Raw genomic sequence first — 24,691 nt, 5'->3', positions numbered from 1 at the left:
AAATACCGACCAGGAGGGTTGCATGTCACTGCCGCTGACACGTCTGCTACGCAAGCTGCTGCATGTGGCAGCCAAGCCCATGCGCCACGCCCAGGGCAAGGATGGCTACGTCATTCACGCCTATCGTGGCTACGGCTCGCACAGCGAAGCCTTTCTGATGGGGCGCATCTTCCGCCAGCCCGGCTCACGCAGCCAGCTGGCTCCCGGCGCCGGGCGCGACCTGATGGATGTCGGTCGCCGCATGCTGCGCTGGGGCAAGAGCGGCGTCGAGGTAGAGGTCGCGCTGGGGGACAACCGCACCACCGCCATCACCGACCGCGATGGCTACTTCAGCGTGCATCTGCCGCTCGATGAGCCGCTGGAGCACCAGGGCCAGTGGCATACCGCCCGCATCACCGCGTGTCCGCCGAAGCAGCCCCCGGTGGAAGGCGAGGCGCAGGTCTATCTGCCGCCCATCAGCACACGCCTCGGGGTGATCAGCGATATCGACGACACCGTGATGTACACCGGTGTCGCCAACAAGCTCAAGATGCTTTATCGCCTGTTCATCGAGTCCGCCGAGCGCCGCACCGCCTTCCCCGGCGTGGCTGCCCTCTATCAGGCACTCCATGAGGGTGATGATGGCCAGCAGCAGCGCCCGCTGCTCTATGTATCGCGCGGCCCGTGGAGCATCTACGAGATGCTGGAGGTCTTCTTCCAGCACAACCGCATTCCGGTCGGGCCAATCCTGTTCCTGCGCGAGTGGGGCCTGACCCTGCAACGCCCGCTGCCCAGACGCTCCGAAGACCACAAGCAGGCGCTGATCGAGAAGATGCTCGGCCTGTATGACGAGATGCAGTTCCTGCTTATCGGCGACAGCGGCCAGCATGACCCGGAAGTCTACGCCGAGGTCGTGCGCCGCTATCCCGGACGCATCTGCGCGATCTACATTCGCCAGATAGGCGATTCGGACTCGCGCAAGGCCGAGCTGGACCAGCTCGGCGAGGAGCTGGCCGCGCTCGGCTGCGTGATGCTGTTGAGCACCGACAGCCTCGACATGGCGCACCACGCGCATGCCAACGGCTACATCGATGCCGCCAGCGTCGAGATGGTACGTGCCGAAATCGAGCATCAACTCGCCGACGAGCCGGCCTGAGCGCCTCGCTAGCCAGCGGATAGATAGCGGCACTATCGCGGTACTACAACGCAAGACGGAGACCCCAGGGTCTCCGTCTTACGTTGTGCGCGACTGATATGAGCCTCACCGAACGACTCTGCCGAATGACGGCCTCAGGCGATGCGTGAGCGAATCAGCTGATCGAGCGACAGCCGCCCCGGGCCCTGCAATACCAGCACCAGCAGGCTGGACAGCCACAGGCCGTGGGTTACCCAGGCGTGGGGATAGACGAACAGCTGAATGGTCAGCGTCATGACGGCCAGCCCCAGCGCCGCGAAGCGCGTCCCCAGCCCCAGCCACAGCATCAGCGGGAACAGGTGCTCGGCGATGGTCGCCAGCCAGGCAGCCAGTATCGGCGAGACCAGCGGCAAGGCGTATTCATGCTCGAACAGGAAGAAGGTGCTGTCCTTGATCGTGAAGCCGTCGACCTTGGTCTGCGCTGACATGAAGAATACCGCGCCGACGATGATGCGCATCAGGATCAACAGCGCATCCATGCGCAGGTTTTCCAGCCAGACGAACACTTTCAGGACCTGCCCCGCCACACCGGTACGAACCGCAGGCGTCGTTGATGATTCAAGGCTCATGATGAGGCCTCCTCAAGGGTGCGCCAGGGCGCGAAGGGTCAAACAGAAAAGAGCCGAGCAGAATAGAACAGAGCAAGAGACACCGAGCAGGATCAGGTCGGCGCGCGGAAGGCACCACTTGCCAGCAGGGGGGCCAGCAGCGGCCCCAGCGCCTGCTCGGGGTGCGCGTCCGCGAGCCGCGCTGCCGCGTCCGCCAGCGTCTCCCCCGCCAGCAGCAGTTCGAGCAGCAAGGCAGCGGCCTCGCACAGCACCGTGACCTGCACCTCCAGCGCCGGGCGCGTGATCAACACCCGCTCCGGCCGCGCGATAGCCAGCCCCTCAAGGGTCGCGCCGGCATTCTGATGGCGCTGCCAGATCTCGAGCACCGCATGCTCCAGGCGCAGCAGACAAGCCGCGGGGTGCGCCGAGAACCTGAGCTCCATCACCGCTGCGGGCGGCACCCCCGCCAGCTGGGTCGGCACCAGGGCTTCGGCGTCCGCCGCGTGATAGGCCACCAGACGAGCGGCCTCGAAGCGGGCCAGGTCCACCGCATAGAACGGCAGCTGAGCGGCCGACATATGACGCGTCTCGACCAACGTGGTCAGGGTCGTGTGCAGAGTCTCGGCAAGCCCGGCCCCGTACTCCATCATCAGCGGTGAGCGCGGCAGATGCTGGCGGGAATGATCGTGGGCCAGGGCCGCAAAGAAGCGCTCGCCCACCACCTGCCGGGTCACCGGATAGGCCTCTTCCAGCGCACTGATCAGGCTGGCCCAGACATTGTTGCGATAGACATCGAGGCGCTGCTGATGGCCTGCCTCGATACCGGGCAGCGCGGCATCGGGCTGGGTGAGTGCCTCGATGAAGGCGCGCTGCCAGTCGGGCTGGCGCTCAGCGCTGGCATGCCGCTCGAGAGAGGTCATCGGTCGCCCTCCATGCCGGAGCGCGCCAGCTGCTGCGCCCGTGTGCTGTGCAGCAACGCCTGAGCGCGCGTGGTCTGCCCCAGCAATACCTCCAGCGCCGGTACCTGGGTATCCCATTCAATCAGCGTCGGACGCGGCCCGATGCGATTGATGAAGTCGGCATACAGCGCCCAGACCTCATCACAGACCGGCGCGCCATGGTTGTCGATCAGCAGACCTTCACGCGTGTCCTCGCCATGCCCCGCCAGATGGATCTCCCCGACGGCGTGGCCCGGAATGGACTCCAGCCAGGCTGCGGGATCGATCCCGATGTTGTGCGCCGAGACGAAGACATTGTTGACGTCGATCAGCAGTCCGCAGCCACTGCGCTCGACCAGGCGAGTGAGGAAATGCGTCTCGGGAATCAGTTCCGCCCCCAGCTCGCGCGCATCGAAACGCAGATAGTGGGCGGGATTCTCGATCAATACCTGACGGCCCAGGGTGTCCTGCAACTGCATCAGGTTATCGCTGACCCGTGCCAGCATCGCGTCCGTCAGCGGTACCGGCAGCAGGTCGTTGTAGAAGTGGCCGCTATGGCCGGCCCAGGCCAGGTGCTCTGACACGCTGGTGGGCGGGTGACGCTCGCAGAGCGTTCTGAGGCGCGCCAGATGCGTGGCATCCAGCGGGCGCTCCGATGCCAGCGACAGGCCGACACCATGAATCGAGAGCGGGTACTCCTGCAGCGCATCCAGCCGGGCATGGGGTGCCCCGCCGGCGCCCATGTAGTTCTCGGCATGAATCTCGAGAAACCCCAGCGCCGGACGCGACGACATCAGCTCACGCACATGCTGCGCCTTGAGGCTGATACCGACGGCCATCTCGTCGAGGGACGGATAGGCCGTACCGAAATCCGGACTGCCGGAGGAAGGGGATGGCTGATGCATGAAGACCTCTCGAGGCGGCGAGCGTCCGGTGGCGGCGTGGCGCCAGGCCACCGGACGTCAAGTTCGGGGGATGCCCGGGGAAGTCCGAGCCAGCCCCGAGGCGTGATGCTTACTTGATCTCTTCCAGGCTGCCGGTGCCATTCGGCGTTTCAATGGAGGTGCAGGTGCCTTCCGGAACCAGCTTCCAGGCATTGCCCTGATAATCGACGGTGGAAGTCCCGGCACACGAAGTGCCTGGGCCGGCGGCGCAGTCATTCTCACCGGCCAGCGACACGCCGTAGCACTTTTCCATGCCCGCCGCGTGGGCCGGGAGGGAGACGACAGCGGTAGACAGAGCGACAGCGGTTCCGAGTGCGGAGGCCAGGGCAAAAGCGGTCTTGGCGGACTTGTTCGTCTTGGTAGACATGGGCACATCTCCTGAGAAAATGCTCTTTAATGAGCCAAACGTTATTTATCTATCACTTTCGCCCCTGCGCTGCGGGCTCAATCCAACTTACGGGGGGCTTGGGAAGATGGATGCAGAAAAGATCGAAATTATTGCCGCGACTCGACAATATCGCGCTGACTGCACTCCCCTCATCACATGTGGAAACGATACCCCGCGCTTGCGTTGACCTCGCCATGCAAACGCAAGCGGCCCCACATAGGGGCCGCTTGCGTTGACTGTCATCTGCTGTCCGAGGGCATGTCGCAACGTCTGTTGTAACGTCAGTCGCAACGGCTGCCTGCAGTGCTGCAGGCGATGAGGGCGATCAGCAATCGCCCTGCCACTTGCGCTCCATGAGCTCCCAGCGCGAGAGCGACGCAGGCGCCTGCCCTGCCTCGGTATCCAGTGTCTCTGTGTCCAATGCCTCGGCATCCGGTGCTTCGCCGCTCGGTACTTCGGCGCCCGGCGCTCCGGTCACATCCTGGCCTTCGCTGGCTGCCGATTCTTTACTGGCAGGCGCTTCTTCACTGGCAGGCGGCTCGGGCTCGGGCGCGGGCTGGCGATCAAGCGCCGACGGCGCGGATGTCGATGGCTGATCCAGCGCCTGCTCGGGTTGATGCAGGGTGTCGCGCGACTGGCGCACCAGCGCTTCCGGCAGCGGCTTCTTCATGCGCGCGCCGAGTTCCAGCAGCTCCTCGGCACGGCTGATCAGGTTGCCGCGCCCGCTGGCCAGCCGCTTCATGGCGGTATCATGCGCCTCGCGCGTGCGTCCCAGCTGAGTGCCCAGCTCCTCGAGGGATTCGGCGAGGCCGCGGAACTTGTCGAGCAGCGCCCCGGCGCGCTCGCCGATCACGCGCGCATTGTCGTTCTGGCGCTCCAGACTCCACAGACTCGCCACGGTGCGCAGGCTGGCCAGCAAGGTGGTCGGCGTCACCATCACCACGCCCTGGGTGAAGGCGTCCTGGAACAGGCTGTCATCGTGTTCGAAGGCCAGCGCGAAGGCCGGCTCCATCGGCAGGAACAGGAACACGAAGTCCGGCGAGCCCAGCCCCTCGATGGCGGGATAGTTGCGCCGCGCCAGCCCGGTGACATGGCCGCGCACCGAAGTCAGATGCGCGCGCAGCGCGCGTGCTCGCGTCACGTCGTCCTCGGCGTTGACGTACTCGGTGTAGGCGGTCAGCGAGACCTTGGCATCGATGATCAGATGCTTGTTGTCCGGCAGGTAGACGATGGCATCCGGACGCTGGCGTCCGCCCTCGCCGGTGAATGACACCTCGCGCTTGAACTCGATGCCATCACGCAGACCGGAGCGCTCCAGCACGGTCTCCAGAATCATCTCGCCCCAGTTGCCCTGCATCTTGCTGTCGCCCTTGAGCGCCCGCGACAGATTGGCCGCCTCCTCGGTGATCTGGCGGTTGAGCCCCGCCAGCTGATCGAGCTGACTCTTGAGGCTGGTGCGCTCGCGCACCTCCTCGCCATGCAGCTGCTCGAGGCGCTGACGGAAGTCGCCGACCTGCTCTCGAAACGGCTTGAGCAACTGCTCGAGCTGGGCGCCACTGGCGGCGGTGAAGCGCTGCTGGCGCTCCTCGAACACCTTGCCCGCCAGCTGCTCGAATTCCTGACTCAGGCGCTCGCGTGACTCGTTGAGCAACGCCAGCTGCTGCTCGTGATGGCTGGCCTCCTGACGCTGGCGCGTCACCAGCGAGGCATGCGTCTCGCGCAGCTCGGCGTAGCGCTCGCTCAGTGTCTCGAGACGCTCCTCGCGCTCCAGCAGCTGCGCCTCCAGCACTTCCTGCTGGCGGGTCAGGCTGCGCGCCAGCGTCTGCTGCTCACTCAGGGCGCGTGACTGTTCATCCAGGCGCCCCTGCAGCGATTCGCGCAGCGTGGCGAGTTGCTCCGTCAGCGCATCGCGCGCCTGGCGCGCTTCCTCCAGCGACTGGCTCAGATAGCGTTGCTGCTGCTCCGCCTGCTGCCCATCCAGTGCGGCACGTTGCTCGATCAAGGCCGCCCGCTGCTCGGCCTGTTGCTGGCGCTCACGCGACTCGTCCAGCGAGGCCTGCCACGCTTGCTGCATCGACTGCTGCTCCTCCTCACTGCTTTCCTGCAGCGCATGGAGCTGCTCGCGGGTTCGCCGCCAGCCCAGCCCCAGGGCCAACGACAGCATCAACAGCACGCCGACCAGCAACCACATCACGGCGGAAGATTCAGAAAGCAGCGACATCGGGCACTCCATGGCCTGTGAAAACGCAGCGGGGTTGCCCCCTTGAAAGTCAGTATCGCGCATCCATGTCTTGAGTGTCAGGGCACGAAAGGAGGGGAATTGCCTGCCATCATCGAGCGGTGCTCACCACGATGAGTGACGTACCCCGAGAGCAGAATTCTCCCCTTCTCTGCCCAGCACGCTCGCAAGAGCCGAAGCACGGAAAGGAGATTCGCATGACACAGCAGACCGATCAGCAGACACGTCAACAACTGCAAGGTAAGCGCGTGGCCATTCTCGCGACCCATGGCTTCGAGGAATCCGAGCTCGCGGTGCCGCGCGCCGCACTGCAGGAGGCGGGCGTCGAGGTAGACATCGTCTCGCCGGAGAAAGACGGCATTCGTGCCTGGGCCGAAACCGACTGGGGCGAGAAGTACCAGGTCGACACCCCGCTCAGCGATGCCAGCGAACACGACTATCACGGCCTGGTGCTACCGGGTGGCCTGTTCAATCCGGACACCCTGCGTCAGGACGAGAGCGCACTGAGCTTCGTGCGCAGCTTCTTCCAGGCCCACAAGCCGGTCGCCGCCATCTGTCACGCGCCGTGGATCCTGATCGATGCCGGCGTCGTCGAAGGCCGTCAGATGACCTCCTTCCCCTCCGTCGCACAGGACCTGAAGAACGCCGGTGCCGAGTGGCAGGACAGCGAAGTGGTGTGTGACAGCGCGCTGGTCACCAGCCGCAAGCCAGCAGACCTTGATGCGTTCAACGCCAAGCTGCTCGAGGAACTGGCCGAAGGCAAGCACCAGCATCAGCACGCCTGAGGTCGCAAGCCAGAGAGCCGCAAGCTAGAGATCCGCAAGCCAGAGAGCCGCAAGCTCTGAAGCTTGAACAGACAGACGCCCCTGCCACTTCGGCAGGGGCGTTTTCGTTGTCTCAAGGGCGCGATCCGGTGCCTTGGTGGCAGAAGTGAAGTGTCCTCGCAGCACTGGCTGAACCACTCATGCCCGAGGTTCGTTGGCCATTCTGCAGCCGTGCGTTGTAGAACCTCATTGCGAGCAACCACTTACGCTACAGGCAAGGCAATCTGGACAACTCAGTTCCACAACAACACGACAAGCGACGCACGGAGACATTAGCGAACGCCTTTCGTAAAAGGCGCTGCGACACGATATTCTGAGGACAAGGATCCTCTTGGGTGACTGACCGACCATACGGGAGACCGCCCCATGCATATCTCGACCTTGACCACTGCCCTTACATCTCTGCTGCCTTCCCTGCTGCTGGGACTGACGCTGATGCTCGCCACGCCGACGCTGGTCGCCGCGGATGATCGCCATCGCGCGCAGGGCCAGCACGGCGAGCGCCACAGCACGCCGCACAGTCGCCACGAGGCGATCAAGCGCCGCCATCTCAGGATGTTCGACGAGCCGCGCGTGGAGCGCCATCAATCGCGTCAGCATTCTCGTCATGACATCCGTCGCCATGTCCCCAAGCGCCGCTACCATCAGCATGGGCGTCTTGAGCACGACCGCTACCGCCCGTACTACTACCGGAACCATGATTCCGGCCGGCATGGCATCCGCCGCTACCATAACGGCGTGAGCATCGGCATTCCGGCGATCCGCATCAATATCAACTGAGCTTGTGCACTCACATCACGCCACGCCAGCGCCTGATGCCCAGAGATGTCGACGCCCAGAGCTGACGACGCCCCCGCAGGCTGACCTGCGGGGGCGTCGTTCGTCTACGTGACGAGTCTTGCCTGAGAGTTGATCAAGCGGCCTTGGCAGGCTCGGCAAGTTCCGTGATCAGTCCCTTGAGCACCTGCCAGAATTCACCGACCGACTCGACCTCGACCCGCTCGCTGGGCGAGTGAGCACCGCGAATCAGCGGTCCGAAGGAGATCATCTCGAGCTGGGGATACTTGGCCCCCAGAATGCCGCACTCGAGTCCGGCATGGATGACCTTGATCTCCGGCGCGCGGCCGGTGACGCTCTCGTGCAGGCTGCAGAAGCGCGCCAGCAGCTGCGCATCCGGCGCCGGCTGCCAGCCCGGATAGGCATTCTCGGCCACGGTGGTCGCGCCGATCAGCGCAAAGAGCCCACGAATGCGTTGCTCCATCATGGTCACGGCATCATCGCGCAGCGAACGCACCAGCGCGCAGAGATGGAAGCGCCCCTCGCGCAGCTGCACCACGCCGAGGTTGTTGGAGGTTTCCACCACGCCTTCCACCGCCGCGCTCATGCGCTCGACCCCGTAGGGCGCGGCATCCAGCACCGCGACCAGGCGCTGGGTGTCCTCGACGGACAGCGCGTTCTCGGCATTGCCACGGGTCACGCTGAGCGAGACATCCGGGTCCGTCTCGCGCAGCTCGTCGCGAATCTGGGCCTCGAAGTCCGCGAGGCGCTGGCGCGCGGCGGCAACGCGCTCGTCATAGATCACCACGCCGACCGTGGCCTCACGCGGCAAGGCATTGCGCAGCGTACCGCCAGACCAGCTGACCAGACGCGGCTTGAACTCGGCCAGCGCGACCAGCGCACGTGACATCAGGCGATTGGCATTGCCGCGCCCACGGTGGATATCGAGCCCGGAATGGCCGCCGACCAGGCCGCCGATGGTCAGCTCCAGCTCCGCTTCGGCATCCTTCAGCGACGAGGTGGCAAACTCGTGGGCGACATTGATGTCCGCGCCACCGGCACAGCCGATATAGACCTGCCCGCGGTCTTCCGAATCCAGGTTGAGCAGGTAGCGCCCCTCCAGCCAGTTCTCGGCCAGATTCAGCGCGCCACCCATCGAGGTTTCCTCCTCGAGGGTGAACAGCGCTTCCAGCGGACCGTGCACGAGGCTGTCGTCCTCGAGAACGGCCAGCGCCGCCGCGACGCCGAGACCGTTGTCGGCCCCCAGAGTGGTACCGCGCGCCTTGAGCCAGCCATCTTCCAGATAGGTGTCGAGGGAATCACGCGTGAAGTCGTGATCACTGTCGCTGGCCGCCTGGGCGACCATGTCGAGATGGCCCTGCAGCACGATGCCCGCTGCGCTCTCGTGGCCGGGCGTGGCGGGCTTGCGCAGACGCAGGTTGCCGAAAGCGTCGCGATCATGGGCGAGACCACGCGCTTCGGCCCAGTCGATCAGATAGGCCACCAGCGCGGCTTCATGCCCGGACGGGCGCGGGATATTGCACAGAGTGCGGAAATGACGCCAGAGGATGGCGGGGTCCAACGTATCGATATGCTCATTCATGGCGAAGATTCCTGTTCTTGTCATCAATGAGCATACGGAACAGCGGACGGGCGTGGCTAGTGGTTGTCGACACCTATCGATCAGCGAATTCGAATATGCAAGGATGACAATCACGACCCTGCTGACAGCTGCATGCCATTCCCCACCTTCATCGGAGCCTTTATGCCTCGTCGACTACTGCTGCTGACCGCCATCTCCGCCACTGCCGGCCTGCTGATGCTGAGTGGCTGCTCGCCGATTCCTGACATGCCCGGCCCGATCGGCATTCCGGGCCTCTGAGCCGCGACCGGCCGCTCTGGGCTTATTTGATGCTCATGTCAGACGGCCTTGTCATTCGCTCTGTTCGATCAGGCGCCCGGCGGCCGCTCGGCACCAGCGATCGCGCGCCTTGCGGCCCACGATGCCCTGCCCCTCGGCCCAGCTGATGAAGGCAGGCGCATCCTGTCCGCCCAGCGCCAGCACCAATCCGTGACGTGACGCCTCATCGAGTCGTGCAGGCTTACTGGCCTCGAGTGCTGTCTCGAGCCACGGCCGCACCAGCGCCAGCCCCCCGCCACCACGCCGATACCAGTCCAGTCGCTGCGCGCATGCGGCTGGCGTCAGCGTGGCCAGATCAGCCTCACTTCCCCGCTGCCTCAGCCTGTCGACCAATGCGGGCGGCAAGCCGTGCAGCTCATGGGTGAGCAGGCTGGGCAGCAGGCGCTGGAAGTCCTGCTGCAGCGCGCCGAGCAAGGCATCCTGCGCCAATTGCCCACGCGGCGCTGATTCTCCACTCCCACTCTCGCCGATGGCCTTGCCCATCATCACCGCGTGCTCGCCACTGGCGGCATCGCGCTTGAGGCCCATGCGCAGCGGCACGAAGCCCTGCGCCAGCCAGAAGGCGACCAGATCGGCCTCGGCCCCGAAGCTGGTGCCGAGCCGCGTGACGCCTGCCGCCAGCGCCTGCTGCTCGAGCGCCTGGAGCAAGCGCGCGCCCTGACCACGCCGCCACAGCTCGGGATGCACCGCGATGCGCAGCACCCGCCACCAGCGGGCCTCGGCGGCGCCCTGGTGGCCTGCATGCGCCGCCAGCGACTGTGCCAGCAGATGCCCGCGCGGACGCCGCTTGCCGCACCAGATGTCATGCGCCAGGGACGTCGGGAAGCCGCCCTCCTCGACGGCGGCCACCACCCCCAGCCAGGCATCACGCCCTGTCGTGACGTCGCGCTGACGAATCGCCATCAGCGTGAGCCCCGGCGTGTCGAGCAGCTGGCGCAGGTCCGCCGGTGTAGTGCGGTAATGCGCCTGCACCAGCAGGCCGAACAACTGCCGCAACGCCGCCTCGTCACGCGCCAATGCATCACGCTCCAGCACGACAATGTCGCAGCCCTCCAGCCACTGCTGAGCATTCTTCGCGCATGACTCAGGCAGCTCAGGCGGTTGCGCCGAGAGCAGCAGCAGGTCATCGGTCAATGCTTCCAGCGGGTCACCGAGTGCCCAGCGCACCGGCTCCGTCATCTCCAGCGCCTGCCAACCGGGGCATCGGCGCTCGAGATAGTGACGAAACCGCAGCTGGAAGCCGCGTCCGGTACCTTCATAGCCATGTACGGTGGTGGCGAAGGCGATGCGCGGGAAGTCCGCCAGATAGCCCTTCAGCAATGGCGTGGGGATGGCAGCGGCCTCATCGACGAACAGCCGCGGCAGCGCGGCATCCTGACAGGCAAGACGCGCCGCCTCGATGGCATCCGGCGCCACGAAGCGCAGTTCGCTGCCGACAGCCGTGTCACCTTGCGGATGACCGGCCTGATCCCGCGCATCCGCCTGAGCCGCCGGCAACCTGAAGACATTGCCCTCGCGCTGTCCCCGGGGCAGCAAGGCCGCCAGGCGTTCGAAGATCGCGCTGACCGCCGCAGGGCGCGGCGCCGTCAGCCAGACATCCTGCCCCGCTGCCAGACAGCGCGCCGCCGCGATGCCCAGCGCACCACTCTTGCCACGCCCGCGATCGGCGCTGATCACCACGGGTCGCACAGGCGCCAGAGCCGCCAGCGCAGCCACGCTGGCAGCCTGGTCCTGCGTCAGGCAGTCGCTGTCGGTGTCGGCGATGGCGTCTGATCGCGCCGCCTGATTGCCGCTTTGCAGCGATGGCGCAGGCAAGTGTCCGCCCTGTGGCCAGTGCAGCACACTGGCGTGCGATGAGAGGCGCCGCGCCAGCCGCGCCAGATAGCGTGCCGTCAGCTGCTGCCGCTCGAAGGGCCAGTGAGCCAGACGCGCATGATCGCCATCCGGCACTGGCGCAGGGTCTGCCGCGGCCCAGGCGGCAGGCGTCATCAGTACCAGCAGCCCCCCCGCCTTCAGGGTGCCGGCCACGGCGCCGAAGGCATCGGGGTCGAAGCCAGTCGCCGGCTGCGCCGCATCGAAGATGACCAGTGACTGCTCACCGCCCAGCTGGGTGGCGGCCTTGGCCATCGCCAGCGTACGCACGGGCGTCGCGCCCGACGTCGACAAGGCTTCACCTGTGCCCAGCCACAGTGGGGCAGGCTCTCGCGCCGGCCACCGCTCGCAGATCGCCTGCGCGGCGCCAGTGGGGTCATCGCCACTGATCCACAGGCAGGCACGCTGACGCCGCGCGAGCAGATGTTGATGCAGCGTTCGGCACCACGCCTCGAGGGCGGGCAGATCAATGCGAGAAGGAGAATCTGAAGGAGGAGTCGTCATGTCGCGCAGCATGCCGCATGGCAGCGCGCCAGACCAGATGAGCAGACCAGATGGCGCGAGAAAGTCGCGATCTGCTCGGCGCGGCCGCCAGGCCTGCCACTCGCGCCTGTTACTTGAGAAGAAGCTCGTGCTTACTTGAGAATAAACTCATGCTCATACAACGCCCCGTTGCAAGATGAGCAACGCAAGCGGCGCAGGGATGAGAATGGTTATATTTAGGCTTATCGGGATAATGAAGCTCCACTTCCCATCATTGCGAGTCCCCCCCGATGCCACAGCGTCACTCCCTCACCACTGCTCTGCCCCGCGCGCTCAAGCCTTGCCTGCTCGCCCTGAGCCTGGCGGCAACATTCGTGGCGGGTCAGGCCTCGGCACTGGAATACCCGATCGGCACGCCGGTCAAGGAAGGCGGCATGGAAATCGCTGCGGTCTACCTGCAGCCGGTGGTGATGGCCCCGGCCGGCAAGCTGCCTGCCAATCAGGCCGATATCCACCTGGAAGCCGATATCCACGCGCTGATGGAAAACGACAACGGCTTCGCGCCGGGCGACTGGATTCCCTATCTCGGCATTCACTACACCCTGACCAGGCAGGGTGGCGAGGCGCCGATCGAAGGCGAACTGGTGCCGATGATCGCCAATGACGGCACCCACTACGGCAAGAACGTCAAGCTGGATGGCCCGGGCAAGTACCACCTGACCTTCGAGATCCAGCATCCGGACATGCCGCGTCATATCGACAAGGAAACCGGCGTGGCCGAGTGGCCGCAGACCATCACCACCGACTACGACTTCGTCTATGCCGGCGTCGGCAAGAAAGGCGGCTACTGAGCGCCGCTCTGCCCTTGCTGCATGCCCCTGAATGTCTGCATCCCGTGAGGCGGCCATTGCCGCTTGCTCCTTCGATGGCCGCCTGTGCTGACCTGCACTCGCGGCCATTGGTCGCTCTACCACCAGCGCCTTGCGCTGGTGTCAGTGTGCGCTTCCCCTCATCGTCCGGAGTGTCCTATGCGCCTGACCTCTTTCTTGCCCTCCCTCTTGCCCTCTCGCCTGCCCTCTCGCCTGCCCCGTCGAGCAAGCGCCCTGCTGCCCGCGCTCGCCATGTTGCTCGTCGCCCTTTTGCTCGTGGCCCTGCTGCCTCGGCCGGCGGCTGCCAGCGACATGCCGTCCTACGACCTGACCCTCGACAACGGCAAGCTCATCCCTGAGGTCCTTGAGGTGAAGGCGGGCGAGAAATTCGTCATCCAGCTGCACAACGCGGGCAATACGCCGGCCGAATTCGAGAGCAACTCCCTGCGCAAGGAGAAGGTGCTGGCGCCGGGCGTGAAGTCGTTCGTCGTCATCCATCCGCTGCGCGCGGGGAGCTATGACTTCTTCGATGATTTCCACCTGCCGGACGCGCGTGGCAAGGTCGTCGCCGAATAAGCTCGGCCACCCTGTGCCAATGACGCCTTTTTCGTCATCGATGGCGCGCACCGAACGTCAGTAGAAGAGAGTCCGCATGTTTGATCAGATCCTGTTTATCGTCTGGCGTGAAAGCGTCGAAGCCATTCTCGTCATCGGCATCATGCACGCCTGGCTGGTGCAGTCCGGCACCCGCGCGGGCCTGCGCTACCTGTGGGGCGGGGTCGTCGCCGGTCTGGTGCTGGCCGGCCTGATGGGGGCGGCGCTGATGGGCGCCAACACCTGGCTGACCGGCACCGCGCAGGAGGTCTTCCAGGCCGTACTGGTGCTGACTGCCTGCCTGTTGATCACCCAGATGGTGCTGTGGATGCGCACCAAGGGCCGCACGCTCAAGGCAGAACTCGAGAGCGGCCTGGCCAGCGCCGTCTCCTCCGGCAGCTACTGGGGCGTGGCGACGCTGGTCGCCATCGCCGTGGCGCGTGAAGGCGCGGAAACCGTCGTCTTCCTCTACGGCATGGGCGCCGCCAGCCTGCAGTCCGGCGGCATCGCCAGCTTCGCGCTGGCTGCGGGCCTCGGCTTCGCCCTCGCGGTGGCGACCTTCATGGCGCTGCAGCTCGGTTCACGACTGTTCTCCTGGAAGCTGTTCTTCCGCGTGACCGAAATCCTGCTGTTGCTGCTGGCGGCGTCACTGCTGATGTCGGGCCTCGAGCAGCTGATCGGCCTCGGCTATCTGCCGGCGGGCCTCGACCCGCTGTGGGATTCCAGCTGGCTGCTCGATGATGGCAGCGGCCTCGGCGGACTGCTGGCGACCTTCGCCGGCTATCGCGCCTGGCCTGCCACGACGATGGTGGTCGGCTATCTCGGCTACTGGGTCATCGTCGCAAGCCTCATGAAGCGTCAGCGCAAGAGGGAGCGCGTCGACCAGCGCCGTCAGCTCACTGCCCGCGCGCGCAGCTGAGTCTTGTTCACGCGATCTGCCAGTCAGGAGAAACGATAGTCATGGCCAATTGCGGCTCCAGCCCCCACGGTGACATAAGCAACCTCATCGCCAGTGATGGCGGCACCTCGCCTGGCCGTCAGGCCACGCGCATCGCGCGCTTCGGACAGGCGATGCAGCAGCGGCGTGGTCTGATCCAGCTGGTGCAATGGCTGGTGGTCGGCATCTATGCCTTTCTGCTGGTGGTGCCGGCCCTGTTGCCGCTGCCGGATTACCAGGCGCATATCCTCACCAACCTGACGGTGTTCGCCGAGTTCGTGTTCTGGGGGCTGTGGTGGCCCTTCGTGCTGATCAGCATGGTGCTGATGGGCCGCGTGTGGTGCGGTGTCTTCTGCCCCGAAGGCACCCTGACCGAAGCCGCCAGCCGCATCGGCCTCGGTCGCCCGATTCCCGGCTGGATGCGCTGGGGCGGCTGGCCCTTCGTGGCCTTCCTCGGCACCACGCTGTATGGCCAGCTGGCCAGCGTCTATCAGTACCCGCTGGGCGCACTGGTGGTACTGGGGGGCTCGACGGTGGCCGCGATCATCGTCGGGCTGATCTACGGCAAGGGCACGCGCGTCTGGTGCCGTCAGCTGTGTCCGGTGAATGGCGTCTTCAATCTGCTGGCGCGCCTGTCACCGACCCACTTCCGTACCGACCAGGCCCGCTGGAACGCCCACAATCAGGCTGTCCGTCAGGGCAACGCCGTGCGCATGCACGCCCCTGACTGCGCGCCGCTGATTCCGCTCAAGCAGCTCGACAGTGCCGGTGACTGCCATGTCTGCGGACGCTGCAGCGGCTACAAGGACGCGATGCAGCTGGAGTGGCGTGCGCCGGGGGTAGAGCTGGTCGAGCCGCCGCAGCCGGTGCGCTTCACCCACTACTCGGTGCTGGTGTTCGGCCTGCTCGGCATCGCCATCGGCGCCTTCAGCTGGAGCGCCAGCCCGTGGTTCGTCACCCTCAAGCAGCAGCTGGCCTTCTGGCTGATCGATCACGACCTGATGTGGCCACTGACCACCACCCTGCCGACCTGGATTCTGACCAACTACCCCGAGCACAACGATGTCTTCAACCTGCTCGATGGCAGTCTGATCACGCTGTGGATCGTGGTCGGTGGCGGCCTGCTGGGCGCGCTCACCAGCCTGCCGCTGCTGCTGGGCAACTGGCTGATGGGTGGCAAGGCGACGCTGTCACGCCTGTGGCACCTCTCGCTGAGTCTGATTCCGCTGGGCGGGCTGGGCGTGTTTCTCGGCCTCTCCGCCACCACCATGACGCTGCTGCGCGGTGATGGCATCAATCTCACCTGGGCCAATGATCTGCGCGCCACCCTGCTGGCACTGGCCTGCCTATGGGGGCTGCGGCTGGCCTGGCGCATTACCGGTGAGCAGCACAACGGTGAGCAACGCAACGGCGGCCTGCTCGCCGGCAACGCTGCACGGCTGATCGGTACCGCGAGTGTCGCGCTGGCCTGCCTGCCCGCACTGGGCATCTGGTATCTGATGTTCTGGGGCTGGTGACGCCCTGCTGGCTGGATGCTGGCTGACTGACAGAGGCTCAAGGCCTGACACACCAAGGCTTGAAAGACAAAGACCCTCCGATTGGCGGGTCTTTGTGTTCAGACATCAAAAATATTTCTTATTTCTTAACCGTATTAATGAGTTTGGTTACTTGCCCTATATCTGCACCAATCATGCTAGAATCGTGCTTGCTTTTTTCTAGATCTATAGTTGTATGCTTTTTATCTATCAAAAAATTTCTCTCTACTTTAGACAACTCACCCACCAACCCACTTAAGGCTTCACTATGTTCAAAGTTATCGATAGCATACAAAGCCAATAGCCTAACTTCTATATTCGTTATTTCGTTTTGATAATATTTCACATCTTTCACTATCTCGCGATACAACCGAAGATAATAAAATGCAAAAACCTCAACAAATAATACTACTGAGATTTTAACTCCCATCAATATAAGATCATACATCGAGAGATCTAAAATAGTGGCTTCTTCACCTGCTACATTAAGCGACAGATAATCAACCATTGATGTATACAAAATATAACCAGCTATAATGGTTAATCCGGAGCCGATAACAATATAGATATCACCTCGTTTAGAAAGCTGAGAAATTGCCTCATTAAGGCGAGAAGTCATCACTTTAATCAATAGCGTCATCTTATTAAGCGCAAGATCATCCACAACGTGCTCATCAGATTTGCTTTGAAGTTTCTCTTCAATATTATTTTTTTCTGTAGATAAGTTTTCCTGATATCTTTTAATTGTAATTTCAAAGAGAGCTAATTTCTCAACATCACTTAAATCACTTGCATTGCTTATTAATCGATCTTCTTTACGTAGGAAGTCACTTCTGCTCGATATATATTCGGCTGTAACTTTTGGGCTTTTATTTGCATTGCCTGAAGATTGACCTGGGCTTTTAAAAAGCTGAATAGCCTTGCTTATATCAGATAAATTATCAAGCTGAAATTTCAGGTCTACTAAATCCTTATTTGGATCATAATAATCTTCATAGCTATCTCCCGGCTTAATTTGCAAATACCAATAGAGCAACAAAACGGTAAAAGCAAACAATATTAACACAACACCATTAAACAGTACTTTCTCATTATCCCCATAGCCAGAAACAACATAAGCCAAAGCAAATAAGATAGGAAAGATCACCATCAATGATATCAAAAAGCGACGTGATTTTTCTTTCTTAGAGCTAGCCATTTTTTCTAGTGCTTCTACATAAAAAATGTCTCGCATAAACACCTCCATGTGTCAATACATTAAAAGACATCACGAACTATAACAATCGCGACCGATGGTTAACATAGTACCAACTCATTAATAAAGAAGATTGAAATGATCAATTAAACCTTTAGCCTTCTCTCGGTCGTTGTCTTTACTGGTCGCTGGTGGGATTCTGGAACAGGAAGGCCGCCACGCTGCCCACCACATAGACCGCGCCCAGCCACAGGAAGATATTGTCGAAGGCCAGCACCTCGGCCTGGATGCTGATGCGCTGGGCGATCATCTGCACACCGGCCTGCCACGGATCAGCCAGCCCCGCGAAGGTCGACTGATAGCTTGCCAGCTGATCGATCACCACCTGGCGACTCTGGTCGATGGCCCCGATCATCTGGTTCCAGTGATAGTCCTCACGCAGCTCGCGGATGGTGTCGATCAGCGCCAGCCCCACCGCGCCGCCCAGGTTGCGCATCACGTTGAACAGGCCACTGCCGTTGCCTATCTCGTGGGGCGCCAGACGCCCCATCGCCAGCCGGGAGACCGACAGCAGCACCATGATCTGACCCGCGCCGCGGATCACCTGTGGCCAGAAGAAGTCATCGAAGCCCGAGTCCGAGGTCAGGTGCACGTTCATGCCGGTGCCGAGGCCGGTCAGCACCAGGCCGATGCACAGCATCAGACGCAGATCGATGCGGTCGGAAAGCTTGCCCGCCACCGGCGCCATCAGGAACATCACCACGCCGCTGACGAACATCACCTGCCCGATCTGCACGCTGGAGAAGCCGGAAATCGAGCCGAGAAACAGCGGCACCAGATAGACCAGCCCGTAGAGCACCACGCCGATCCAGAAGCCGATGATCGCCCCCAGCGCGAAGTTGCGGTCCCTGAACACCCGCAGGTCGACGATGGGGTTGCTGGTCGTCAGCACGCGCCAGAAGAAGCCGACCGCCGCCACCGCGCACACCACACTCCAGAACAGGATCAGCGAACTGGCGAACCAGTCATCGCCGGGCCCCTCCTCGAGCACGAATTCGAGACTGCCGAGAAAGACCGCCATCAGCGCCAGGCCCAGCGTATCCAGACGACTGAGCAGGCCGCGGTCGCCGCTGTCGATCTCCAGATTGCGCCACACCAGCGCCGCCACGATGATGCCCGGCACCAGATTGACCAGAAACAGCCAATGCCAGCTCATGTATTCGGTGATATAGCCGCCGACGGACGGCCCGATGGAGGGCGCCATGGTCGCCACCAGGCCGATCACCGCCTGGATGCTGCCCATCATGCGGCGCGGGAAGATCGAGAAGCTGGCCGCCTGGGTCAGCGGAATCATCGCCCCGCCCATGAAGCCCTGGACCGCACGCAGCACGATCAGGGCTTCCAGCGAGGTCGAGAGCGCACAGCCCAGACTCGCCAGCGTGAAGCCCAGCGCCGAGACGGTCAGCACCAGCCGCGTCGAGAAGATGCGCGCCAGCATGCCGGAGAGCGGAATCATCACGATCTCGGCGATCAGGTAGCTGGTCTGTACCCAGGAGATCTGGTCCTGACTGGCGGCCAGGCCCGCCTGCAGCTCGTTGAGCGAGCTGGACACGATCTGGATATCCAGAATCGCCATGAACATGCCGAACACCGCGGCCACGAAGCCGATCTGCTGGCGGCGCGTCGGCATGTCACTGGCGGTGCCCGCGGGGGGCTGGCTCGGGGGCTGTCTCGGGGATTGCGCCGAGGACTGAGTCGTCTCGGCCATGCTTACTGCGCTCCGCGATCAGCGCTGGCGACCTGCGCGGCATCGGGCGCGATGACGTCCCTGGAGAGGCTATCGACGGCATAGGTGCCGGTGTCCGAAAGCTCTCGTGTATCGACGCTGGGGATGACCGACAGGCCGGCGCGCAGACGCGGCAGCGCATCCGCTGGGCCGGTCAGGCGAATGCGCACCGGCACACGCTGGACGATCTTGTTGAAGTTGCCGGTGGCGTTGTCGGTCGGCAGCAGGCTGAACTCGGTGCCGGTCGCCGGCGCCAGGCTATCCACCACGCCCTCAAACTCGATGTCCGGGTAGGCGTCCACCTCGAGACTGACCGGCTGGCCAACGCGCATGCGCTCGGTTTGGGTTTCCTTGTAGTTGGCCACCACATAGGCGCTCTTCACCGGCACCAGCTGCATCAGGGTCAACGAGGCGCTGGCCATGGTGCCCACCTCGACACTGCGATTGCCGACCACGCCATCCTGCGGCGCGTAGATCGAGGTCTTCTCCAGCTGGTGGCGCGCGTAGGCGAGATCTGCCGCCGCTGACACCACCTGGGCACGCGCCGATTCCAGCTGCGCCTTGTAGACCTCAAGCTGCTGCCGGGCAGACACCAGCGCAGCCTGCTTCTGGGCAACGCTCGCCTCGGCGGTGCGCATGGTCACCTGGTCATCTTCATAGGACTGACGCGAGGCGTAGCTGCGGCTCTCCAGACTTCTGGAGCGCTTGAGGTGCAGCGCCGCCTGATCGCGTTCGGCCTTGGCCGAGGCCAGCGCGGCCTTGGCCTCGTCGATCTTCGCGCCTTGCAGGTCCAGCTGCCGCTCGGCCTGGACTTCCCCGGTGCGGGCGTTGTCCAGCGCGGCACTGGCCTGGTCCAGATTGGCCCTGGCATCTTCGTCATCCAGCTGCACCAGCAGCTGCCCCTTCTTCACCGGCTGGTTGTCATGCACCAGCATGCGCGTCACCCGCGCGGTGATCTCGGAGCGCACCGCGACGCTGTCGGTACGCACATAGGCGTTGTCGGTCTCCTGCATGAAGCGCCCGACCTGCCACCATTCGACCCCCATCACTCCGCCAGCGATCACGCCCGCCACCACGATGAGTGCCACGACACCCTTGCCTGCCTTGTTCATTCGGCGACTCTCTCTTGCTGCCTGTCGGTGACAGGCGTGTAATCTGTCTGACGCTGCGGATGAGGCGGCCACGGCGCTTGCGAGCGCTCAGGCCACGGCTGTCATCTTGCATCGCCACAAAGTGTAATGAATACTACACTTCCTTGAGGCAGCCCCGACAGTTTCGACAGACAGCGTCTCTCGTTCGCAATATCGCAACCTTGCCTGTTTCAGGCGGTTTCCGGATCACAGACAGGACACTCACATGACTGATTCGCCCTCATCAGAGACCGCCCCTGACTCGGGAAGCACCGCGACTCGCGCCTCACCGCGCGGGGAAGCACGCCGCAAACGCCAGCTGGAAGTCGCGCGCGAACATTTCCTCGAACACGGCTTCGCCGCGACCAGCATCAATGAGATCGCCCGGCAGGCCGGCGGATCACTGGCAACGCTGTATCGTAATTTCGGCAACAAGGACGGCCTGTTTCTGGCCGTGATGCAGCAGGAGGCGCAGACGGTGTGGTCGGTGATGGACCACGAAGCCAACGAGACACGCAGTGTCGAGGAAGCGCTGGAAGACTTCGGCATGGCGATGCTGGCGCTGGCCCTCGCGCCCGAACTGATCCGCCTGTTCCGTGGCCTCGCCTTCGAAAGCGGCCGCAACCCGCAGCTCGGCAAGCTGTTCCTAGACAACGGCCCCAAGCTGACCCGACAACGCCTGGCAGGCTACCTGTCGCGTCAGGTCGCCCAGGGCCACCTGCCGTCCACCGGCCTCGGCCAGGAGCCGCTGGCCGCCGCCAACCTGCTCACCGGCATGCTGCTCAACCCGCTGCATGTCGACGCCCTGCTCGGCTGCCCACCCGACACCGCAAGCCCCGAACAACTCCGCCCACATGTCAGACGCTGTGTGCGCGTCTTTCTTGCCGGCTTCGGGGCAAGTTAGAAAGCTGGCAGGTTTCGGTGCCAGTTAGAAAGCTTGCTGGCTTCGGGGGCAGTTAGAGAGCTTGCTGGCTTCGGAGCAAGTTAGAAAGCTTGCTGGCTTCGGGGCCTGATCACCGGCCCACTGACACGAATACGCCGAGTCGACTGACTCGGCGTATTCGTGTGCAAGAGAGATTATCTGCGGGAAATCAGCAATGCCCGCCAGGGGGCTGGCCTCAAGCGTGCCTGGGCGCGTACGCCGGGGAAGTTGAGTTCGACCTGGCGCAGACACAGGGTCAGCAGGATGGTCAGCACGAGGTAGATGGCGCCGATGAACAGCAGCGGCTCGTAGGTGAGGAAGTTCTCGTCGCGGATGATGTTGGCGACCTGCAGCAGGTCCATCATGGCGATCGTCGAGACCAGCGGCACCGACTTGAGCAGCAGGATCATCTCGCCGGTCAGGGTCGGCAGGCACAGCTGGATGGCGCGCGGCAGCCACAGGCGACTGAAGACCTGAAACGGCCCCATGCCGAAGGCACGGCCCGCTTCCCGCTCGCCCGGCGGCACGCTGAGCAGTGCCCCGCGCAGGACTTCACCGGAGTAGGCGCCCACCGAGAGGGTGAAGGTCAGGGTGGCGTAGAAGAACGGATCACGCAGGATGCCCCAGAACATGCTCTCGCGAATGCCGGGAATGCCTTCCAGCAGCCGGCCGATGCCGTAATAGAAGAAGAACAGCTGTACCAGCAGGGGCGTGCCACGCATCACGATGGAGACGCCGCTGGCCAGCCAGGCGAGAGGCCTGGGGCCCTTGATGCGCGCCATCGCCATACCGACCGCCAGCGTGAAGCCGAGCACGGCCGACACCCCCAGCAGCACCAGGGTGTTGATCAGTCCTGTCCACAGCGATTCCTGATAATAGGGGTCCGATAACCAGCTGAAATCCATGTCACGCCTCCTGGGCTGAAATATCGGGTTCGCCGCGGCGCACGTAGCGCTCCAGACGACTGAACGCGGCGCTCGAGGTCAGGGTCATCAGCAGATAGAGCAGCCCCGCCACGCTGTAGAACAGGAAGTAGGCGCGCGAGCTGGCGGCCGCCTGCTGCACGGTGAAGAACAGCTCGCTGAAGCCGATGACGCTGATCAGGGCGGTGTCCTTGATCAGGATCAGCCACAGGTTGGACATGCCCGGCAGTGCGTTGGGCAACATGCCCGGCAGCGTGATGTAGCGAAAGCGCGCCATGGGCGAGAAGCCGTAGGCATCGGCCGCTTCCAGCTGGCCCTTGGGGATGGCCAGGATGGCGCCGCGAAAGACTTCGGTCATGTAGGCGCCCTGCACGAAGGCCAGCACGCCGACGGCGGTGACGAAGCCGCTGATCTCGACCTTGCCCGCGACACCCAGCGCGTTCATCAAGGCGGTGAGCGCCTGGGAGCCGCCGTAGTACAGCAGGATGATCAGCAGCAGTTCCGGCACCGCGCGCACGGCCGTCGAATAGCTGGTGGCCAGCGCGCGCAGCGGCGCCCAGGGGCTGAGTCGTGACGCCGCCCCCACCAGCCCGAGCAGCAAGCCGATGGCGTAGGCGGCGAAGGCGATCTGCAGGGTGGTGACGGCACCGGCGAGTATCGGGGCTGCCCAATCGGCGAGCCCTTCCTGGGCGAACTGGGACATGATCGGCGTCCTTCTCGTATCAGTAGGAAATGGCGGATGCGATACGCGAGGCGTGCTGACCAGACGACCTCGGCCGGCCAGCACGCGCAGGCTCAGCCCAGGCAGACGTCGGTATCGAAGTACTTGTTCGAGAGCGCCGTGCAGGTGCCGTCCGCGTAGACCCGGTGGATGGCGCCATCGAGCGCCTCTTTCAGCGCGCCATCTTCCTTGCGTACCCCGACACCGGCACCGATGCCGTAGGCCTCGTGCTGCGGCGTGGTCGCCTTGATCTCGAAGTTGCTGGCCTCGTCACGCTTGACCAGTGCGCTCATGGCGATCTCGTCGGCCAGAATCACGTCCACGCGCCCAGACAGCAGGTCACTGTTGACCTGCTCCTGCTGGTCATAGAGGCGCACATCGACGCCGGTGCTGCGCAGCGCTCGACGCGCGAAGTTGGCGTGGGTGGTCGCCGCCTGGGTGCCGAGAATCTTGCCGTCGAGGCCGTCCGGAATCTCGAGCTCGAGATCCTTGGCGGCCACGTAGGCGCCGGGCGAGTTGTAGTAGGGGATGCTGAAGTCGATGACCTTCTCGCGGGCCTTGGTGATGGTCATCGAATTCATGATCATGTCGATGCGACCGGCCTTCAACGAGGGGATGATGCCGCTCCAGCCGGTCGGGGTGATCTCGCACTCACGCTGCATGGCGTCACAGATCGCCTCGGCCAGCTCCACTTCAAAGCCGGTCCACTCGCCGCTGGCGGAGGTGTAGGTAAAGGGCGGGTAAGGTTCCGCGGAGATGCCGATCTTGAGGGTGTCGGCGGCATGCACCTGAGCGGCGCCCAGCGTCAGTCCACCCAGCGTCAGTCCCCCCATCATCAGTGCACCGGCCAGCTTGCGCAGCGCAGAGGTGGAAGCAGAGGTGAAAAGAGCAGAGGTGGAAGTGGAAGCAGAGGCAGAACGCGTTCCGCGCGCGGTCAGTGAAGGTGTCTTGGCAGCGAATCCAGCGTCGTTCATCAAGGTCATCAGGCCATCTCCTGGCTGTTGTTGTGGGTCCATCTACGTCATGGCGGGGAGGTCCATGACGGGTGATGCAGGCGGGGCTCAGGCGGCCGGTGCGATGAAGCGGCGGCAGCGCTCGTGCTCGGTCTGCTCGAAGACCTCCGCCGGGCTTCCGGCCACGCCTACCCTGCCCTCATCGAGGAACACGATCTGATCGGAGACTTCTCTGGCGAAGGCCATCTCGTGGGTCACCATCAGCATGGTGCGGCCCTCATCGGCGAGGCTGCGGATGACGCCGAGCACTTCACTGACCCGCTCCGGGTCCAGCGCCGAGGTCGGCTCATCGAAGAGCAGCACGCGCGGCTCCATCGCCAGCGCACGCGCGATCGCGACCCGCTGCTGCTGGCCGCCGGAGAGAAAGGCCGGATAGCTGTCGGCGCGCTCCAGCATGCCGACACGTTCCAGATAGTGCTCCGCGATACGCGTCGCCTCGCGGCGTGACATGCCCTTCACGCGCATCGGCGCCTCGGTGACATTGCCGAGCACGGTCAGGTGCGGCCACAGATTGAACTGCTGGAAGACCATGGTGACCTTGGAGCGCAGCCGCTGGATCTGACGACGATCCAGCCCGATGAGGCCGCCACGGCTGTCGCGGTCGAAGCGCACATGCTCATCGGCGATCGACAGCTCGCCCCGGTCGGGGCGCTCGAGCAGGTTCATGCAGCGCAGCAAGGTGCTCTTGCCGGAGCCACTGGCGCCGATGATGGTGGTGACGGTGCCTTCCTTCACGCGCAAGGACACGTCGTGCAGCACCGCCAGATCACCGTAGTGCTTGACGATGTTGCTGGCTTCGACGACGACCCGATTCGAGGCAGCGCGCGCGGGTCTTGCCTGGGCGTCCGGGCGCGCCTGCTGAGGCTGGGAGATGCCGTCACTGTCTGCATTCTTCGAGCGGGTCATGGGAGATACGTTCGAGGGCGAGATAGTCATGAGCGACTCACAAGTGGGTGGC

At 63.8% G+C, this 24,691-nt stretch carries 22 protein-coding genes; 8 read left to right on the top strand and 14 right to left on the bottom strand.

The annotated features are described in order from the left end of the window. The first annotated feature begins 22 nt into the window (after nt 1–22). Complete coding sequence (locus tag MSG32_RS11640) at nt 23–1,135, top strand: phosphatase domain-containing protein (RefSeq protein WP_192838676.1); 1,113 nt, start codon at nt 23–25, stop codon at nt 1,133–1,135. A gap of 134 nt (nt 1,136–1,269) precedes the next feature. Here MSG32_RS11640 and MSG32_RS11635 read toward each other — a convergent pair whose 3' ends face one another. The 5 genes from MSG32_RS11635 to rmuC form a co-directional block, all read right to left on the bottom strand. Beyond that, the gene (locus tag MSG32_RS11635) at nt 1,270–1,743 is read right to left on the bottom strand and encodes a DoxX family protein (RefSeq protein WP_248379806.1); all 474 of its coding nucleotides are present in this window, start codon (nt 1,741–1,743) and stop codon (nt 1,270–1,272) included. 92 nt (nt 1,744–1,835) lie between these two features. Further along, nucleotides 1,836–2,642, bottom strand: coding sequence for a DNA-binding domain-containing protein (locus MSG32_RS11630; RefSeq protein WP_248379804.1), 807 nt, complete (start codon nt 2,640–2,642; stop codon nt 1,836–1,838). Further along, the gene (locus MSG32_RS11625) at nt 2,639–3,565 is read right to left on the bottom strand and encodes a DUF692 domain-containing protein (protein ID WP_248379802.1); all 927 of its coding nucleotides are present in this window, start codon (nt 3,563–3,565) and stop codon (nt 2,639–2,641) included. The genes MSG32_RS11630 and MSG32_RS11625 overlap by 4 nt, the downstream gene beginning before the upstream one ends. Before the next feature lie 109 nt (nt 3,566–3,674). After that, nucleotides 3,675–3,971: a DUF2282 domain-containing protein gene (locus tag MSG32_RS11620; protein ID WP_043333233.1), complete on the bottom strand. Its 297-nt coding sequence runs from the start codon at nt 3,969–3,971 to the stop codon at nt 3,675–3,677. Between the two features lie 346 nt (nt 3,972–4,317). After that, on the bottom strand, nt 4,318–6,213 hold the full coding sequence (rmuC, locus tag MSG32_RS11615; RefSeq protein WP_248379794.1) for a DNA recombination protein RmuC: 1,896 nt from the start codon (nt 6,211–6,213) through the stop codon (nt 4,318–4,320). 215 nt (nt 6,214–6,428) lie between these two features. Here rmuC and MSG32_RS11610 point away from each other — a divergent pair, with 215 nt between their 5' ends. Together MSG32_RS11610 and MSG32_RS11605 are read left to right on the top strand one after the other, a co-directional pair. Further along, complete coding sequence (locus MSG32_RS11610; RefSeq protein WP_043333235.1) at nt 6,429–7,016, top strand: type 1 glutamine amidotransferase domain-containing protein; 588 nt, start codon at nt 6,429–6,431, stop codon at nt 7,014–7,016. Between the two features lie 405 nt (nt 7,017–7,421). Continuing rightward, nucleotides 7,422–7,835, top strand: coding sequence for a hypothetical protein (locus MSG32_RS11605; RefSeq protein WP_248379792.1), 414 nt, complete (start codon nt 7,422–7,424; stop codon nt 7,833–7,835). A gap of 133 nt (nt 7,836–7,968) precedes the next feature. Here MSG32_RS11605 and MSG32_RS11600 read toward each other — a convergent pair whose 3' ends face one another. Both MSG32_RS11600 and MSG32_RS11595 read right to left on the bottom strand, forming a co-directional pair. Beyond that, nucleotides 7,969–9,435 carry an aminoacyl-histidine dipeptidase gene (locus MSG32_RS11600; RefSeq protein WP_248379790.1) on the bottom strand — a complete coding sequence of 489 codons (1,467 nt, stop codon included), beginning with the start codon at nt 9,433–9,435 and terminating at the stop codon, nt 7,969–7,971. Nucleotides 9,436–9,765: 330 nt separating this feature from the next. Continuing rightward, a complete protein-coding gene (locus MSG32_RS11595; RefSeq protein WP_248379788.1) occupies nt 9,766–12,129 on the bottom strand; it encodes a GNAT family N-acetyltransferase in 2,364 nt (787 codons plus the stop codon). A 269-nt stretch (nt 12,130–12,398) separates the two neighbouring features. On the opposite strand from MSG32_RS11595, the gene MSG32_RS11590 reads away from it, so the two are divergent. The 4 genes from MSG32_RS11590 to MSG32_RS11575 all read left to right on the top strand — a co-directional run bounded on the left by MSG32_RS11590 (nt 12,399) and on the right by MSG32_RS11575 (nt 16,025). Continuing rightward, a complete protein-coding gene (locus MSG32_RS11590; protein WP_054555234.1) occupies nt 12,399–12,959 on the top strand; it encodes an iron transporter in 561 nt (186 codons plus the stop codon). 177 nt (nt 12,960–13,136) lie between these two features. After that, the gene (locus tag MSG32_RS11585) at nt 13,137–13,553 is read left to right on the top strand and encodes a cupredoxin domain-containing protein (protein WP_248379786.1); all 417 of its coding nucleotides are present in this window, start codon (nt 13,137–13,139) and stop codon (nt 13,551–13,553) included. 76 nt (nt 13,554–13,629) lie between these two features. Then, on the top strand, nt 13,630–14,490 hold the full coding sequence (locus MSG32_RS11580) for an FTR1 family protein (protein ID WP_043333240.1): 861 nt from the start codon (nt 13,630–13,632) through the stop codon (nt 14,488–14,490). Nucleotides 14,491–14,531: 41 nt separating this feature from the next. Beyond that, complete coding sequence (locus MSG32_RS11575; RefSeq protein ID WP_248379784.1) at nt 14,532–16,025, top strand: 4Fe-4S binding protein; 1,494 nt, start codon at nt 14,532–14,534, stop codon at nt 16,023–16,025. Between the two features lie 118 nt (nt 16,026–16,143). Here the strand turns inward: MSG32_RS11575 and MSG32_RS11570 are convergent, their stop codons facing one another. The 3 genes from MSG32_RS11570 to MSG32_RS11560 form a co-directional block, all read right to left on the bottom strand. Continuing rightward, a complete protein-coding gene (locus tag MSG32_RS11570; protein ID WP_248379782.1) occupies nt 16,144–17,277 on the bottom strand; it encodes a hypothetical protein in 1,134 nt (377 codons plus the stop codon). Between the two features lie 139 nt (nt 17,278–17,416). Continuing rightward, a complete protein-coding gene (locus tag MSG32_RS11565) occupies nt 17,417–19,006 on the bottom strand; it encodes a DHA2 family efflux MFS transporter permease subunit (RefSeq protein WP_248379780.1) in 1,590 nt (529 codons plus the stop codon). Between the two features lie 2 nt (nt 19,007–19,008). Beyond that, the gene (locus tag MSG32_RS11560; RefSeq protein WP_131431176.1) at nt 19,009–20,136 is read right to left on the bottom strand and encodes an HlyD family secretion protein; all 1,128 of its coding nucleotides are present in this window, start codon (nt 20,134–20,136) and stop codon (nt 19,009–19,011) included. A 244-nt stretch (nt 20,137–20,380) separates the two neighbouring features. Here MSG32_RS11560 and MSG32_RS11555 point away from each other — a divergent pair, with 244 nt between their 5' ends. Beyond that, on the top strand, nt 20,381–21,058 hold the full coding sequence (locus tag MSG32_RS11555; RefSeq protein WP_248379778.1) for a TetR/AcrR family transcriptional regulator: 678 nt from the start codon (nt 20,381–20,383) through the stop codon (nt 21,056–21,058). Nucleotides 21,059–21,231: 173 nt separating this feature from the next. On the opposite strand, the gene MSG32_RS11550 is transcribed toward MSG32_RS11555, so the two are convergent. From MSG32_RS11550 to MSG32_RS11535, 4 genes are all read right to left on the bottom strand, one after another. Then, nucleotides 21,232–21,981, bottom strand: coding sequence for an ABC transporter permease subunit (locus MSG32_RS11550; protein WP_248379776.1), 750 nt, complete (start codon nt 21,979–21,981; stop codon nt 21,232–21,234). A gap of 1 nt (nt 21,982) precedes the next feature. Beyond that, nucleotides 21,983–22,702 carry an ABC transporter permease subunit gene (locus MSG32_RS11545; RefSeq protein ID WP_043333243.1) on the bottom strand — a complete coding sequence of 240 codons (720 nt, stop codon included), beginning with the start codon at nt 22,700–22,702 and terminating at the stop codon, nt 21,983–21,985. Between the two features lie 92 nt (nt 22,703–22,794). Then, on the bottom strand, nt 22,795–23,703 hold the full coding sequence (locus MSG32_RS11540) for a transporter substrate-binding domain-containing protein (RefSeq protein ID WP_248379774.1): 909 nt from the start codon (nt 23,701–23,703) through the stop codon (nt 22,795–22,797). A 78-nt stretch (nt 23,704–23,781) separates the two neighbouring features. Beyond that, on the bottom strand, nt 23,782–24,639 hold the full coding sequence (locus MSG32_RS11535) for an amino acid ABC transporter ATP-binding protein (protein ID WP_248379772.1): 858 nt from the start codon (nt 24,637–24,639) through the stop codon (nt 23,782–23,784). Nucleotides 24,640–24,691: the final 52 nt, after the last annotated feature.

This window comes from Cobetia sp. 1CM21F (assembly GCF_023161745.1).
In the GTDB taxonomy this organism is placed as follows: domain Bacteria; phylum Pseudomonadota; class Gammaproteobacteria; order Pseudomonadales; family Halomonadaceae; genus Cobetia; species Cobetia amphilecti.
The sequence above is the reverse complement of the archived record's forward strand: the minus strand, read 5'-3'. Positions and strand labels throughout refer to the sequence as shown.